Raw genomic sequence first — 15,770 nt, 5'->3', positions numbered from 1 at the left:
TCAGCCGGCGAACCGCCCGGCGAACGCGCGCAGCGGAAGATCGTTGCTGGTGATGATGCCGGGCCGGGCGGCCACCACCGAGCGGATCGAGTTGAGCGCGGGCAGGCCGGTCACCGTCATCCCGATCGACGCGAAGTTCTCCGGCTTGGACAGGTCGAAACCGGGTTTGGGGAAGATCATGTGCTTGCTGTAGATGCTCGGATCGCCGGTGATCTGGGTGATATAGCAGGACTTGATGTCCCACGCCGGATCGGTGTGCGGCGTCATCTGCCACTCCAGGTGCGTTTCGACGCGAGGTACGCCGTCGACCATGCCCTGATATTTGATGTAGTTGGCGCCCAGCGAGCCCTTCGGCAGGAAGTACCACCCCAGGTCGACGTCCTTGGTGCACGCACCGAGTTCGTAGGAGTACTTCACCTCGTCGAGTGCGAGTCCGAAGGCGTCGGCCATGAGGTACACGGAATCGGCGAACACCGCGGTGTACTTGTGCAGCGACTCGGGGATCGTCGGGTCGTCGACCGGCCGTCCGTATCCGACGGCTTTCCAGGTGTCGACGGAGTGATGGCACGACACGTCGACCGACTCGGTGACCGTCACGTTCTCGATGTCGGCGACGTCGGCCGAATGCACGATGCCGAGGATCTGGCAGAGCCCTGGATTCATGCCCGTTCCGTAGAAGGTGGCGCCACCCCGTTCGCACGCTGCCGCGATCACCTCGCTCACCTTGCGGCCGGACGGATGCTGCCAGTTCTGGTCTCGATGGAAGCCGGTGATCCAGTCCGCGGTGGTCACCACATTGATGCCGGCCTCGAGCACCTTCTCGTAGAGCGCCTCGTCGGGGAACACACCGTGAAAGGTCAGCACATCGGGCTTCGCCGCGATGATCTCGTCGACGGTTCCGGTGGCCCGTACCCCGATGGGGCCGATGCCGACGATGTCGCCGGCGTCGCGACCGATCTTGTCGGCGGTATAGCAGTGCAGGCCAACCAGTTCCAGGTCGGGATGATTGCCGATGCGACCGATCATCTCGGTGCCGAGATTGCCGGTGGCGACCTGGAAGACGCGGATCTTGTCGGGGGTACTCACTGTTCTTGCCTTTCTGGGTGGACGTACTCAGGCGCTGGTGGCGACTGCGGAAGGATGTAGTGGCACGATCGCACCACTCTCCGGGCGGCGCGGGTCACGGCCGACGGCCGAGTTGCCCGGATAGAACTGGACCGCCCACTCCCGCAAGGCGGTGAAGCCCTTCAACTCCCGTCGCGAGAGCGCCGGTGGGTCGGAATAGCGCTGGTGCGACCAGATCTCGACATCGTGCTCGAACTGCTCGATGATCAGATCGGCCATGGACTTGCCGTAGCCGGTGAGTTCGGTGGCGTCCTGTTCGCCGGGCTTCTTGCCGACCCACACCGTGAAACGCACGTCGCAGGTGTGGTCGTCGACCGGCGTCACCGCGGGCATGGTGCGGTTCTCCACCATGCCCCACGATTTGGTGACCGAACACCCGAGTCCGGCATTGACCGATTGCACGCCGCTGGTGGCATTCTCGAGGGTCGCACCTTCTTCGAAGGCGATCGTGAAGTCGACGTAGGAAACGGGCCCGGCGAAGTCGTGACGGGTGAACTCGGGCATGAACGGTGTCTGGTGGACAAAGGTGAAGTGGGCGAAGTCGACGCCGTTCTCCATGATGTATTGCGGATGCAGTTCCAGGCGCGAATGAAACAGAGTGGCACCGGGAACCGGAGGATAGTAGTTGTCGGCGTCGCCCGGATCGTCCCCGAATGCGGCGAACATGTCGGGAACCTCGAAATACGGTCGCGCACCGTCGATGTCGAACCAGATCCAGATGGCGTGATTGCGCTCGACGACGGGATAGCTGCGGATGCGCCTGCCCTTGTTGGGGTGGCGTTCGTAGGGAACGCAGACGTTGCGTCCCTCACGGTTCCATTCCCAGCCGTGGAACGGACAGACCAGGTTCTCGCCGTCCACCCGGCCGCCGTACCCGAGGTGGGCGCCGAGGTGTTCGCAATAGGCGTCGAAGACCGCCACCGTGCCCGACGCCGATCGCCAGGCGACCATCTCGCGTCCGAAGTACGTCATCTTGTGCACCGCGCCGGTCTCGATCTCGGTCGACCACGCGACCTGATACCAGCCGGTCGGTTCCATGGACAGGGGCGGTTTGGCCATCACAGCATCCTCTCGGCGTTCGCGTGGCTGTCGCGATCTGCGTCACATCAGAAGATAGAGACCTCTGTGAAAAAGTACAAGAGCCCTCTGTGAAAACTCGGCGGGACGCGTACAGTCCTGGCCATGACCAATGTCGACACCCGACGGCCCAACCGGCGTGGACAGGCCACCCGGGAGAGCATGCTCGACGCCGCCCTGCGGTCGCTGGCCTCGGGCGACCCCGCCTCGGTGTCGGGCAACCGCATCGCCAAGGACATCGGCGCCACCTGGGGGGCCATCAAGTATCAGTTCGGCGACATCGACGGTCTGTGGGCCGCCGTGCTGGCACGCACGGCACAACGGCGCGGGCGGCTGCCGGTCACCACCCCCGCGCCGGGCACCTCGATCGCCGACCGGGTGACCTCGATCGTGGAACTGATGTACGAGGGACTCACGGAGTCGGATTCGCGCGCGATCGAGACGCTGCGCGCCGCCCTCCCCCGTGACCCGGATGAACTCACCCGCCTGTATCCCCGTACCGCAGCGGAACTCTCGTCGTGGGCGCCGGTGTGGGTACAGGCCTGCCAGCATGCCTTCGCCGATCTCGACGTCGACCGCGACCGGGTGCGGGAGGTCGCCGCGTTCCTGCCGGGCGCCATGCGCGGACTGGTGTCGGAGAAGCAACTGGGCAGTTTCGTCGACCTCGACGTGGCCCGACGAGGACTGGCGAACGCGATCGTGGCCTATCTCGACGGCTGAGCGGTGCGGTGTCGCTGCTTCGTCAGCCGGTCGGCCCCCAGTCCTGATGCGTGAGTTGTGCAGCGTCGCACCGGGCCCGGCGGTGTGGCGGCCAGCGCGCTCGAGATGGCTTTCGTGCCGGGGAATCTACCCGGTGGCTCCGTTGTGGCGAGACTGTCGCCGCCATTGCGACGGAGTGGTACCGAAGCGGTTGCGGAACGCTCTGGAGAAGTGCGCGTGATCGTGAAAACCGCAGCGGTAGGCGATCATTGATACGGTCATCGAGTCGTTACGGGAGTCCTCGAGCAACCGCAGCGCAGACTCCAGGCGCTGGCTACGGATGAGTTCGCCGAGATCGATCCCCCGGCGGGCAAGGATTTTGTAGACGTACCGCTCCGAGATCGAGAATGCTTCCGCCACGGATTTCGCGGACAGATCGGGATCGCTCGACCTCGAAAGCACGTATTCCTCGACTCGCGTCGCCAGTGACATCGTCGCAGCGCGCCTCCCGCAGGAGGTGTCGGCAACCACACGGGTGAGTTGCAGGCGAATCAGATCGATGATCGGACGCTCCAACGACGACTTGTCTGCTTCGGACGCATCGGGCGCCGTTCGTGCGGTGGTCCGTAGGAATGCCGATACCGACGCCGTGATTGCCCGATCGGCGATCATCGGCGTTTCGAGCGGTCTCCGTATCAGGTCAACGGGCAGGTCGAGTCCGTCCAGTGGGATCTGGTAGGTGTGACGATGCGTGCCGTCGGTGAATCGGAGCCGATAGGGTTCATTTGTCAGGCATATTCCCATGTCGCCCGCTCGCAACGTCATCGCGTGGTCGTGCCGCACGACGAGCGATGTGCCGCTTTCCACCACTGTCACCAGCAGGGCCGGGGGTGCGGTGTCGTTTCGGATCAAGCTCTCGGTCCTCACCACGTCCGCGCCGTAGGCCTTCGTCGAGAGCAGATGAACCCGACCCAAATCGGCCACTCGAGAGTGCGCGATCACGTCGGCGCCGTCGTGTGGGTCGAGCGCGAGCGGTACCGGTGCGCACGCCATCCGCTCCCGCAGGAATTCGATCTTGTCGGTTACCGGCAGATTCTCGAGGTCCAGAAAGGCCACCATCGGTGCTTCCTTCCGTCGATCTCAGCGTGGGTGCGGGACGGTTCAGTCTCAGCACAGGTTAGTACGCCCAGAGTCAAGACGCCCGTCGATCGCCCGACGATGATGAAGTCGTCCACCACCGTTTTTCGAGAGGCCAAAAGGCTGTGATACGTCACCGCAAGACCAAGTATGTTCTTGTCTCCCTGATTCTTTCGCTGCTCGTGATCATCGTGGTGCCCTCGTGGACCGCGGCACGGGCGAGTACCACGCCCACGATCGTGTTGGTGCACGGTGCGTTCGCCGATAGAACAAGTTGGGACGGCGTCGCCGCGCGGCTGCGCGCTAAGGGCGATCCTGTGGTGACCGTCGACAACCCGCTCCGCGGACCGGCTCACGACGCGGCGGCCGTCGAGGAATCCCTGCGGTACATCCGTGGCCCGATCGTGCTGGTCGGGCATTCCTACGGGGGCGCAGTGATCACGCAGATCCACGACCCGCGAGTCATCAAGCTCGTCTACATCGCGGCATTCGCGCCTGCTCAGGGCGAACCCATCTCGCTCGCACTGAACCCGCTGCAGTTCCCCGGCAGCCGACTCGTGCCGCCCGCGCTGCAGTTCAAACTCGTCGCCGATCCGACCGTACCCGGCGGGCATGGGATCGATGGGTACATCGCCCCTGACCGATTCAAAGAGGTCTTCGCCCAGGACGTCGATGACGCCACGATCGCCGTGATGCTTGCCCACCAGCAGTCCATCGCCGCAACCACGAACATCGAGCCGAGTGGTCCACCCGCCTGGGCCACCACACCGAGCTGGTACCTCGTGTCGCAGAACGATCGCGTGATCCCGCCCGCGGCAGAACGCTACATGGCCCACCGGATGGGAGCGCACACACAGGAGATCGTGTCATCGCACGCCTCGCTCGTCGGCCACCCCGACGCGGTGGCCGACTTCATCCAGACCGCAGTCAACAGCCACTGATCCGAAAGGGAGACGTCGACATGAGCCTGAGCGAATCAGAACTTGCAGATATCGATGCTGCGAACGCGTCCGGTAAGCAGCCCGTGGTGTTTGTCCATGGACTGTGGCTGCTGTCAAGTAGTTGGCAACGCTGGCGTGAGCGCTTCGCTGAGCGCGGGTACGCGACCTTGGCACCCGCCTGGCCGGACGATCCGGAGACGGTTGCAGAGGCACGGTCAGATCCAGACGTGTTCGCGCACAAGATGATCGGTGTGGTCACCGATCACTATCTCGAGGCGTGCAGTCGGCTGGCGAAGAAGCCGGCGCTGATCGGTCACTCGTTCGGTGGGCTGATCGTGCAGAAACTTGCTGGTGAGGGCGCCGCGGTGGCGACTGTGGCGATCGACCCGGCGCCCTATCGCGGGGTGTTGCCACTGCCCTGGTCGGCGCTCAAGTCGGGTTCGCCGGTACTCGGCAATCCGGCGAACGCCGGGCGGGCGGTCGCGCTGACGTTCGAGCAGTTCTCCTACGCGTGGGCCAACAATCTCACCGAGGAGGAGGCGCACGAACTCTACGACGAGTTCCATGTCGCGGCGGCGGGCGCCCCGCTGTTCCAGGCGGCGACGGCAAACTTCAATCCGTGGACCGAGGCACAGGTCGACTCACGCACCCCTGACCGCGGTCCCTTGCTGATCATCGCCGGGCAGGCCGACAACACGATTCCGTTGGCGATCACCCACGCGATGTTCAAGTTGCAGCACAAGAATCCGGGAGTGACCGAGATCGTCGAGGTCGCCGACCGCGGTCACTCCCTCACGATCGACCACGGGTGGGCAGAAGTCGCCGACATCGCTTTGGACTTCCTCGGCCGTGTCGTCACTTCCACCGCCAGCGCCTGAGAACGGAGAGATCAGACCATGGGCACCGTTTCCACTACTGACGGAGTCGAAATCTTCTACAAGGACTGGGGGTCGGGGCAACCGATCGTCTTCAGTCACGGCTGGCCGCTCTCGGCCGACGACTGGGACACCCAGATGTTGTTCTTCCTGCAACACGGTTACCGCGTCATCGCACACGACCGGCGCGGACATGGCCGTTCCACCCAGACCGGCGACGGCCACGACATGGACCACTACGCCGCCGATCTGGCGGCGCTCACCGAGGCACTCGACCTCCGAGACGCGATCCACGTCGGGCATTCGACGGGCGGCGGAGAAGTTGCGCATTACATCGCACAGTTCGGCGAATCACGGGTAGCGGCAGCCGTCTTGATCAGCTCGGTGCCGCCTATCATGGTCCGGACCGAGCGCAACCCGGGCGGACTGCCCAAGAGCGTGTTCGACGACCTGCAGGCACAGCTGGCCGCGAACCGGTCGGTCTTCTATCGCGGGCTCGCCGCGGGGCCGTTCTACGGCTTCAACCGGCCCGGCGTCGAAACATCCGAAGCGATCGTCGAGAACTGGTGGCGTCAGGGAATGATGGGCGGTGCGAAGGCACATTACGACGGCATCGTGGCGTTCTCGCAAACCGACTTCACCGAAGACCTCGAGAAGATCTCCGTGCCCGTGCTGGTTATGCACGGGGAGGACGACCAGATCGTGCCCTTCGAGGACTCCGGTGCACTGAGCGTGACACTTGTCCAGAACGGCACACTGAAGTCGTATCCGGGCTTCCCGCACGGGATGCCCACAACCCAGGCCGACACCATCAACGCCGATTTGCTGTCCTGGCTACAAGCCTTATGAGTGTCGTCGAGCTGCCTTCCACCACCGACACGGTCCGTTCCGGCTTCCTCGATCCCACCGCGCCGGCCGCCGTTCGGATCACGTCGGGTGACACCGTCCGCTACATCGACACGTGGACGCACTGGGGCAACGAGGCGGTGTACGGCATGTCGTTCGCAGACCGCGAGCCGCTTCGGCACCGCTATCCCAAAGGTCCGTACTCGATGGTGGGGCCGGTCGACGTCGAGGGCGCGGCGCCCGGCGACGTCGTCGAGTGCGAACTCCTCGATGTGCGCACCATCGGCTGGGGCTGGAACTCGTTTCCCCTGGGTGTCGGCGCGCTGCCGCACGATTTCGCCGAACCGTACGTGCACTACTTCCGATTCAACGCCGAGCGCACTGCCACCGAGTTCGTCCACGGGATAGAGCTGCCCTTGCGGCCACTCGTAGGCGTCCTCGGCGTCGAGCCGGGCACCGCGGAGGTCAGTGCCATCACCGCGGGACCGTGGGGCGGCAATCTCGTTCTCCCCGAGTTCACCGTCGGCGCATCGCTGTTTCTTCCCGTGCAGCGGCCGGGTGCTCGGATCTGGCTCGGCGACATCCATGCCCGCCAGGCCGAGGGCGTCGTCGATCAGACCGGAATCGAAACCGCTGCCGAGCGCATCGACCTTCGAGTCGATGTCCGTGCCGCAGTTCCGCTGGACGGGCCTCTCGTGGAGACCCCCACGCACTGGATTCGGTTCGGTTTCGCCGACTCCCTCGACGATGCCCTCGTCGACTGTCTCCGCGGCACGATCTCATGGTTGGCCGAGACAAGCACCCTGACCGCCAGCGAGGCCTACGCGTTGTGCAGCCTGTGTGTCGATTTCCGCATCACTCAATACGCGAATCAGACTGCTTCCGCGTACAGTTTCGCGCCACCCAAGACCGTGCATGCGATGGTGCCCAAGGCTGTTTTCGATCCGGACACCGCCGCTGGGATCAGCGGATGGTTGCGCGGGAAGGGCTGAGATGCGACTCACCCCAGAGGAACGTCTGGACATCGCCGCGCTCGTCGTTGCCGCCGACGATTGTGCCTCCGATCGCGACGATCGCGGCTATCTCGCCCTCTTCGACGTCGACGCCAGCTTCGCCGGCGCCAAGGGCGATGTGACCGGACGCGACGCCATCCGTGCTCTGATCGACGAGGTGTGGGGGTCCGAACCTGAGGGCACGCTTCATCTGACAACCTCTGTCGCGGTCTCTCCCGAGCTCGAGTCCGGTGCGGCAGTAGCTGTTTCAGGACTCCTCCTCGTGCGTCCCGACACGAATGCGGTGATCGCCGCCCAACGCATCACACACCGACTCGAGCGTGCGCCGGATGGGGGCTGGCTGTTCACGGAACGGCGAATCCGCTGACGCCCCGATGTTCTGTGGACGGAAATATTCGTTGGTGCTGGTTGTTTCGGACCGGCATCAGCGCGCTCGCCGCCCAGATCAAGGAGATCCGGTGTGCATGGCTACGCGGTAAAGTTGGACGAACTTGCCTCGGACACGCCCCATGGCGGTCCCGATCCACGACGTCGACGGTGCAGTCCGGGCGCGGTGATGCGGTGATCACCGGGCGACTCGCCGCGCTGTTCTCCCGGTCTACGGGCTGACCGTCGATTCCGGGTCGGCCGAGGCGAGAGCGGCCTCGCCCGCCGACGTGTCCTTGAGCGCCACCCCGGAAGCACCGAGCTCCCGCGCGCCGGAGACCAGCGCTCCCACGATCCGAGCGGCCTGCGTGTAGGTGAGACCGTCGGGCGGATGGATGTTGGAGATGCAGTTGCGCTGCGAATCCCGACGCCCCGGCTGCGGTTCGTAGGTGAGGTAGATGCCCAGGCTGTCGGCCACCGACAAGCCAGGGCGCTCACCGATGATCATCAGCAGGATCTGCACGCCGAGCGCCTCACCGATGTGATCGCCGAGCGCCACCCGCGCCTGCGTGGCGATCACCGGAGGTGCGATCGTGTATCGCGGCGACAACTCGTCGACCAGTGCGCCCACCAGCGCCGCGGCGTGCACGTCCACCGCGGTCGCCGACAACCCGTCGCCCACCACGATGCCGATGTCAGCGTTCGTCGCCGTGATCGCCGACAGGTCATCGGGCACGCGTCCGAGGTCGGGGCGTCGTAGATACTCCGCGCGCGACTGTGCCCGGCTGCGCACCGTCACCGGGGTGCCGACGCCGAGTCCTTCCAGCGCGGCGCCGACGGCGTCGGTGTCCAGCGGCGTGTGGACGGCGTCGCGTGCCGCGGCGTGGTCGGTCTGGAACTGGAGCAGGTCGTCCGACGAAACGGTGTTTCCGGTGCGGCGCAACCCGATCCGGGCCTGCGTCAGCTGCCGCATCGAACCCCAGGGATCGAGCTCATCGCTGCTGTCGGCGCCCTCGCTGCCCACCGCTCGCACGTCGCCGGTCACGACGCCGCCAGTCCGCGCAGCGGTGAGGACGCCGGGTCCACCGGCAGCACACGGCCGCCCGCGTCGGCCATCCCGATGCGTTGCATCCACTCCTCGAATTCCGGTGCAGCGCGCAGATTCATCACGTCGCGCAGATACAACACGTCGTGGAAGGAGAGACTCTGGTAGCCGAGCATGATGTCGTCGGCGCCGGGCACGGTGATCACGAAGGCGACACCGGCCAGACCGAGCAGGCTCAGCAGGGTGTCCATGTCGTTCTGGTCGGCCTCGGCATGATTGGTGTAGCAGACGTCCACGCCCATCGGCAGGCCGAGGAGTTTCCCGCAGAAGTGATCTTCGAGTCCGGCGCGGATGATCTGTTTGCCGTCGTAGAGGTATTCCGGCCCGATGAAACCGACGACGGTGTTCACCAGCAGGGGTTGCAGGTCGCGGGCCACCGCGTAGGCGCGCGCCTCCAGCGTCTGCTGATCCACCGGCAGGCCGCCGGTGCCGATGTGCGCGCCGGCCGACAGTGCCGACCCCTGCCCGGTCTCCAGGTACATCACGTTGTCGCCGACGGTCCCGCGGTGCAGCGACCGCCCGGCCTCGTTGCCCTCCCGCAGCAGCGCGAGATTCACGCCGAACCCGCTGTTGGCGTCCTCGGTCCCGGCCACGGACTGGAACACCAGATCGACCGGGGTGCCCCGCTCGATCAGGTCGATCGTGGTGGTCACGTGGGACAGGACGCACGACTGCATGGGGATCTCGAAGCGCATCCGCACCTCGTCGAGGAGTTCGAGCAGGGTGGAGGTGGCCTGCGGCGAGTCGGTCGCCGGGTTGATGCCCACCACGGCGTCGCCGCAACCGAGCAACAGTCCGTCGAGCATTCCGGCGGCGATGCCGCGGGGATCGTCGGTGGGGTGATTCGGCTGCAACCGGGTGGCCAGCCGTCCGGGCAGGCCGATGGTGGTGCGGAATCCGGCGCGCACCTCGACGCGTCGGGCCACCGCGATCAGATCCTGGTTGCGCATGATCTTGCTGACCGCGGCCACCATCTCGGGGGTCAGGCCGGGCGCCACCGCGGATAGCCGTTCGGCGCCACCGGGAGCCACCACCTGCTCGAGCAGCCAGTCGCGGAACCCCCCGACGGTCAGATGCGAGATCGGGGCGAAGGCCGCGCGGTTGTGGCCGTCGATGATCAGGCGCGTCACCTCATCGGATTCGTACGGCACCACCACCTGTTCGAGGAACACGGTCAACGGTAGATCTGCGAGAACCCAAGCGGCGGCGGCACGTTCGGCGTCCGACTCGGCAGCGCACCCCGCCAGCTCGTCTCCCGATCGCGCGGGGGTGGCCTTGGCCATCACGTCCACCAGGTTCGCGAACTGATAGGTGTGGCCGCGAACGGTGTGGGCATAGGTCATGGCAGGTCCTTCATTCGCTCCGGGGCGGTGACCGCGAGCAGCGGTGCCCGGTGATTCTTCGGCGGCGCCGGCGAAGACAGGTGCCCATTGACCTTACCGCCCGCTTTCTGCGGGCACCGACGACGGCCCGACCTGAACTTACTGCGACGCTGCGCCGAGACGGCTAGTGTCGGAACGGGGCGCTGAAACAGCCCCGGCGCCCCCGATCCCGACAGTCCACACGGATCGAGGCCGTTGGAGGCGACATGTCCGAGAAAAACGAGTTCTACACCACGCGCGACTCGGGGGCCCCTGCCGGCAGTGACGAGCATTCACTGACCGTCGGCGCGGGCGGCCCCATCGTGCTGCACGATCACTACCTGATCGAGCAGATGGCCCAGTTCAATCGTGAACGCATTCCCGAACGTCAGCCGCACGCCAAGGGCAGTGGCGCGTTCGGCACATTCGAGACCACCGCAGACGTGTCGTCGTACACCTGCGCGAACATCTTTCAACCGGGCGTGAAGACCGAGATGGTCGCACGGTTCTCCACCGTTGCGGGGGAGCGTGGCAGCCCCGACACGTGGCGCGATCCGCGTGGATTCGCGCTGAAGTTCTACACCGACGAGGGCATCTACGACATGGTCGGCAACAACACGCCGGTCTTCTTCATCAAGGACCCGTTGAAGTTCCAGCATTTCATCCGGTCCCAGAAACGTCGCGCCGACAACAACCTTCGCGATCACGACATGCAGTGGGACTTCTGGACGCTGTCGCCGGAGTCGGCGCATCAGGTGACCTGGCTGATGGGCGACAGGGGCATTCCCAAGACGTGGCGGCACATGAACGGCTACAGCTCGCACACCTATATGTGGGTGAACGCCGAGGGCGTCAAGCATTGGGTGAAGTACCACTTCATCTCCGACCAGGGGGTCGAGTTCTTCACCCAGGACGAAGCCGACCAGATGGCATCGGCCGACACCGACTTCCACACCCGCGACCTCTTCGAATCGATTGCGGCGGGCGATCATCCGAGCTGGACGCTCAAGGTCCAGGTGATGCCCTACGACGATGCGGTGTCCTACAAACACAACCCGTTCGACCTCACCAAGGTATGGCCGCACGCCGACTATCCCCTACAGGAGGTCGGCAAGATGACCCTGCACACCAATCCCACCGACAATCACGCACAGATCGAGCAGGCCGCTTTCGAGCCGAACAACGTGGTTCCGGGTATCGGGTTCAGCCCCGACCGCATGTTGCTGGGACGGGTGTTCGCCTACGCCGACGCCCACCGCGCGCGGCTCGGAACGAACTACAAGCAGATCCCGGTCAACGCACCCCGCAACGAGGTGCACAGCTATTCCAAGGACGGTGCGATGCGGATCAATCCGGTGTCCGATCCGGTCTACGCACCCAATTCGAAGGGCGGACCCACCGCGGACGCATTCTCCGGACAGGCCGAGCCGCAGTGGGCCGCCGACGGTGACATCGTCCGCAGCGCCTATGTGGATCATCCCGCCGACGACGACTGGAGTCAGCCAGGTGCGCTGGTACGTGACGTGATGGATGATGCGGCCCGGGACCGGTTGGTGGACAACGTCGTCGGTCACCTGCTCAACGGGGTGAGTGAACCGGTGTTGGCCCGTGCGTTCGAATACTGGAGCCGGATCGATCCCGACGTGGGTGCCAAGATCAAGGCCGGTGTGACGGAGAAGGCGGACGAGCTCGATCCGAAGGCGGACAAGCAGGGCAATCCCGCGCGGACCTCCATGCAGAAGAAGGCCTGATCGGATCACCCGGACGGCGGTGGCAGCACCCGGTCCAGAAACGCCAGCAGGTGACGCAACCCGGCACCCTCGCGTACGTCGTCGTGCCCGGCGTTGACGGTGCGGAACTCGTACGCGGTGCCCGCGGCGCGCAATCCTCTGACGAAGCGCAGCGTCAGGGGTAGCGGGACGCGGGTGTCCTTCCAGCCGTGCACGATCAGTATCGGTGCGTGGTAGCCACCGTGCGGCAAAGCCATGTAATTCGCGAGTGCGGCGCGAAAGGCTTTGTCGCCGAGCGGTTTCGACACCACTGCACCGGCGGACACGCCGCGCACCAGATCCGGCCATGCCGCACTGCAGGTGGCCGCGATCTCGTCGGCGAGGTTGCGGCCGAACGGGGTGAGGTACTCGCGCACCGTGACGGGCTGTGGTGTCGCTGACATTCCGGCCAGCACGGCGAGCAGACTGCCCACCGGAAAGCCGGGCACCACCGGCATTCCCGGACGTGCGCGGGCAAAGACGTGCTCGATGTTCGACGCCGGCGCCAGTGCCGCGCAGCCGCACAACGTCAACTCCGGGGCACGCCCGGCCTCGTGCGCGGCGGCCAGAGCGGCATGGCCGCCCTGTGACTGCCCCGCCACTGCCCACAGGTTCGAGAGGTCGGGCGATTCGGCACACGCGGCGCGAACGGCATCGATGGTCGCGGACGCCTCGGTGGCGGTGTGCAGGTACGGATGAGTTCCGGTGCTCAGAGGCCCCAGGCCGAGGTAGTCGGGGGCCACCACCGCGTACCCGGCACGGTTGAGTCGTGCGATCGTCGGTGCCGTTCCCGCCTCGAGATCGGGCGATCCGATCAGGCCGCACGCGCTGCTCATTCCCGACGTGCCGTGCGTCCAGGCCACCACCGGCCACCCTCCGGGCGGTGCGGTTCCCGCCGGAACGCGCACCAGCGCGGTCGCCGGAACCGGAGCGCCGTACCCGTCGGGGGTCTCGTAGGCGAGTTGGCTGACCCCGGTCAGGCCACCCCAGGTGGCGATGGGTTCCATCCGAGGCAATCTACAGTGCAGAGGTGGACATCGACGACGTGATGCGCACGACCTTCGCCGCCCGGCACTACACCGACGATCCGTTGCCCGACGACGTGCTCTTCGACATCCTCGACGCCGCGCGTTTCGCGCCGAGCGGGGGGAACCGGCAGGGAGCTCATGTGGTGGTGGTCCGCGACGACACACTCAAACACGAGGTCGCGGCGCTGAGCAAGCCCGGCGCGCGACGCTACCTGGCGCAGCGCGCCAGGGGTGAGAACCCGTGGAATCCGTTGTATCCCAGCATGATCACCGACGCCGACATCGATCAGGCCGCGGCGGGCGCGGACGCCTTCGTGGCGCCGCTGATCGCGGCGCCGGTGGTGCTGGTGGTCTCGGTGGACCTGGGCGTGGTGGCGGCCACCGATCAGGATCTCGATCGCATCGGCATCGTCGGGGGAGCGTCGGTCTATCCGCTCGTGTGGAACATCTTGTTGCAGGCGCGGGCGCACGGATACGGCGGCACCATCACCTCCATGGCCGCGGCGCAGGAGCCGGAGGTGCGCGCACTGTTCGGTCTGCCGGACACCCACGCTGTGGCCGCGGTGCTGCCGCTCGGTAAGCCGGTCAAGCAGCTTCGCAAACTGACCCGGCAGCCTGTTGCCGAGTTCGTCACCCGCGAACGTTTCGATGGGCCGCGGTTCCCCTGACTCAGACCGCAGCGACCGGGCGTCGCGCCACCACCCACACCCGCGCCGCGCCGAGCAGGCCGAGCACCAGGAACACCGCGGTCACCCAGATCGACGCGCGGGTGGCGTCGGCAAAGCCCTGCGCGAGGGCGTCCACCACGTGCCCGGTCTCCACCGCACCCGGTCCGTGCGCGGATTCGCGCATCCCCTCGATGGTGGTGCCCGCGCTCTCACGAGTCGCCTGCGCCAACGGGTCCGCTTCCGGACCGTGGATCCCGGCGCCGGCGAGCGCCGACGGCACGGTGTGCGCCAGCGCCAGCGACAAGGCCGTCCCCGCGAACGCGGTTCCCAAGGCCGATCCGATCTGCCGCACGGTGCTCTGTGCGGCCGACCCCTCACCAGATTCGCTGGTCGGCACATCACGCAGGACGGTCCCGGTCAGCTGTGCCGACGCCAGACCCATGCCGAGTCCGTAGACGATCAGTGGCAGCGCGATCACCCAGCCGGGGGTGGTGGCCGTGATCACCAGTGCGATCACCACCGCTCCGACGAGTTCGAGGGCCAAGCCCACGAGAACCGTTCCGGGCGAGCCGATCGCGGCGGCGAGATGCCGCGCCATCGCACCGGAGAAGAACGCGCCGACCGCCATGGCCGCCAGGATCCAGCCCGCGGTCATCACGTCCAGACCCAGCGCGTTCACCAGGTACAGCGGCAAGACGAAGAGGATGGCGAACTCGCCGACCGCGACCGCTGCGGCGGTGAGGTTTCCCCACGAGAAGGTCTGCAGGTGAAAAAGGTTGACATCGAGGATCGCCGAGCGGCGTTCGGCCAGACGTCGTCGCTCCCAGAACCAGAACGTCACCAGACTCACCGCCGAGATCACCAGCATCACCGGTACCACGGAGATCGGCCAGCTCGCTTTCCAGGTGAGCCCGAGAATGCGCAGGTCGGCCAGAGGCTTCCACCAGCCGAGGGTGGGGCCTTCGATGACCGCGAACACCAGTGAACCGAAGCCGATGGCGCTGAGCAGCGCGCCGTCGACGTCGTGACCGCTGCCGACGATCTCGCCGCGCGTCTCACGCATCACGAACAGCGCCGCGATCAGCAGTGCCACGCCGATGGGGATGTTCACCAGGAAGATCCACCGCCACGACGCGTACTGGGTGAGTGCGCCACCGGCCAGCGGGCCGACCGCTGCGGCGCCCGAGATCACCGCACCCCATACACCGAAGGCCGCCGCGCGGTATTTTCCGCGGAAGATCGCGTTCACCGTCGACAGCGTCGACGGCATGATGGCGGCGGCGCCGAGCGCCTGCACCGCCCGCGCGCAGATCAGAGATGTCGCATCCCACGCCGCCGAGGCGAAGATGCTGCCGGCCACGAAGATCACCAGACCCGTGACGAAGAGCAGACGCCGGCCCCACGCGTCGGCGAGGCGCCCGGTGACCAGCAGGATGGCTGCCAGGATCACCGCGTAGAGACTGTTCACCCACTGCGCGTCGGTCAGATCGAGGTGGAGATCGCCGATGATCACCGGCAGCGAGACACCGACGATGGTGCCGTCGAGAACGATCATGCCCAAGCCGAGCGACAGCACGACCAGCGCCCACCAGTCGCGCCGCGCCGGTGCGGCCCCGTCGCTGTCGTCCGCCTCGACGGCGGCATCCTCGTCGGTCGTCATGCTCCCAGTATCGGTTCTGCGCGGATCGAGTCACATCCGCCGAACTACCCGTGGCACAAATTGGCGTACGGTCGCGAAAGAGGTCTGGCCCGTCCGCGCC

Annotated in this window: 15 protein-coding genes; 8 read left to right on the top strand and 7 right to left on the bottom strand. The window is 66.2% G+C overall.

The genetic code is table 11. The features are described from left to right. Together ACWDTD_RS16605 and ACWDTD_RS16600 are read right to left on the bottom strand one after the other, a co-directional pair. Complete coding sequence (locus ACWDTD_RS16605; RefSeq protein ID WP_449748232.1) at window positions 1-1,086, bottom strand: NAD(P)H-dependent amine dehydrogenase family protein; 1,086 nt, start codon at window positions 1,084-1,086, stop codon at window positions 1-3. A 27-nt stretch (window positions 1,087-1,113) separates the two neighbouring features. Further along, window positions 1,114-2,184, bottom strand: coding sequence for a Rieske 2Fe-2S domain-containing protein (locus ACWDTD_RS16600; RefSeq protein WP_449748231.1), 1,071 nt, complete (start codon window positions 2,182-2,184; stop codon window positions 1,114-1,116). A 123-nt stretch (window positions 2,185-2,307) separates the two neighbouring features. On the opposite strand from ACWDTD_RS16600, the gene ACWDTD_RS16595 reads away from it, so the two are divergent. Beyond that, on the top strand, window positions 2,308-2,922 hold the full coding sequence (locus tag ACWDTD_RS16595; RefSeq protein ID WP_449748230.1) for a TetR/AcrR family transcriptional regulator: 615 nt from the start codon (window positions 2,308-2,310) through the stop codon (window positions 2,920-2,922). Window positions 2,923-3,048: 126 nt separating this feature from the next. Here the strand turns inward: ACWDTD_RS16595 and ACWDTD_RS16590 are convergent, their stop codons facing one another. Further along, window positions 3,049-4,020, bottom strand: a complete 972-nt coding sequence (locus ACWDTD_RS16590) for an AraC family transcriptional regulator (protein ID WP_449748229.1) — start codon at window positions 4,018-4,020, stop codon at window positions 3,049-3,051. A 194-nt stretch (window positions 4,021-4,214) separates the two neighbouring features. Here ACWDTD_RS16590 and ACWDTD_RS16585 point away from each other — a divergent pair, with 194 nt between their 5' ends. Genes ACWDTD_RS16585 through ACWDTD_RS16565 form a run of 5 tightly spaced genes read left to right on the top strand, consistent with a single transcriptional unit; the run spans window position 4,215 to window position 8,080 of the window. Then, window positions 4,215-4,979, top strand: a complete 765-nt coding sequence (locus ACWDTD_RS16585; RefSeq protein ID WP_449748260.1) for an alpha/beta hydrolase — start codon at window positions 4,215-4,217, stop codon at window positions 4,977-4,979. A 20-nt stretch (window positions 4,980-4,999) separates the two neighbouring features. Then, window positions 5,000-5,857 carry an alpha/beta hydrolase gene (locus tag ACWDTD_RS16580; RefSeq protein WP_449748228.1) on the top strand — a complete coding sequence of 286 codons (858 nt, stop codon included), beginning with the start codon at window positions 5,000-5,002 and terminating at the stop codon, window positions 5,855-5,857. Between the two features lie 18 nt (window positions 5,858-5,875). Next, window positions 5,876-6,703, top strand: a complete 828-nt coding sequence (locus ACWDTD_RS16575; protein ID WP_449748227.1) for an alpha/beta fold hydrolase — start codon at window positions 5,876-5,878, stop codon at window positions 6,701-6,703. Further along, a complete protein-coding gene (locus ACWDTD_RS16570; RefSeq protein WP_449748226.1) occupies window positions 6,700-7,692 on the top strand; it encodes an acetamidase/formamidase family protein in 993 nt (330 codons plus the stop codon). The genes ACWDTD_RS16575 and ACWDTD_RS16570 overlap by 4 nt, the downstream gene beginning before the upstream one ends. 1 nt (window position 7,693) lies before the next feature. Beyond that, the gene (locus ACWDTD_RS16565; protein WP_449748225.1) at window positions 7,694-8,080 is read left to right on the top strand and encodes a YybH family protein; all 387 of its coding nucleotides are present in this window, start codon (window positions 7,694-7,696) and stop codon (window positions 8,078-8,080) included. 231 nt (window positions 8,081-8,311) lie between these two features. Here the strand turns inward: ACWDTD_RS16565 and eutC are convergent, their stop codons facing one another. Beyond that, a complete protein-coding gene (gene eutC / locus ACWDTD_RS16560) occupies window positions 8,312-9,124 on the bottom strand; it encodes an ethanolamine ammonia-lyase subunit EutC (RefSeq protein WP_449748224.1) in 813 nt (270 codons plus the stop codon). Next, the gene (locus ACWDTD_RS16555) at window positions 9,121-10,527 is read right to left on the bottom strand and encodes an ethanolamine ammonia-lyase subunit EutB (protein ID WP_449748223.1); all 1,407 of its coding nucleotides are present in this window, start codon (window positions 10,525-10,527) and stop codon (window positions 9,121-9,123) included. Before ACWDTD_RS16555 ends, eutC begins: the two co-directional genes overlap by 4 nt. A 245-nt stretch (window positions 10,528-10,772) precedes the next feature. On the opposite strand from ACWDTD_RS16555, the gene ACWDTD_RS16550 reads away from it, so the two are divergent. Continuing rightward, window positions 10,773-12,296 (top strand): catalase, encoded by a 1,524-nt coding sequence (locus ACWDTD_RS16550; RefSeq protein ID WP_449748222.1) that lies wholly within the window; start codon window positions 10,773-10,775, stop codon window positions 12,294-12,296. 5 nt (window positions 12,297-12,301) lie between these two features. On the opposite strand, the gene ACWDTD_RS16545 is transcribed toward ACWDTD_RS16550, so the two are convergent. Further along, a complete protein-coding gene (locus ACWDTD_RS16545) occupies window positions 12,302-13,321 on the bottom strand; it encodes an alpha/beta fold hydrolase (RefSeq protein WP_449748221.1) in 1,020 nt (339 codons plus the stop codon). Window positions 13,322-13,344: 23 nt separating this feature from the next. Between ACWDTD_RS16545 and ACWDTD_RS16540 the strand changes: the two genes are divergently transcribed. Continuing rightward, window positions 13,345-14,010, top strand: coding sequence for a nitroreductase family protein (locus ACWDTD_RS16540; protein ID WP_449748220.1), 666 nt, complete (start codon window positions 13,345-13,347; stop codon window positions 14,008-14,010). Between the two features lies 1 nt (window position 14,011). Here the strand turns inward: ACWDTD_RS16540 and ACWDTD_RS16535 are convergent, their stop codons facing one another. Further along, entirely contained in the window at window positions 14,012-15,670 is a 1,659-nt protein-coding gene (locus ACWDTD_RS16535) for an MFS transporter (protein WP_449748219.1), read from the bottom strand. Between the last annotated feature and the right edge of the window lie 100 nt (window positions 15,671-15,770).

Source organism: Gordonia sp. NPDC003425 (assembly GCF_053588635.1).
The sequence above is the reverse complement of the archived record's forward strand: the minus strand, read 5'-3'. Positions and strand labels throughout refer to the sequence as shown.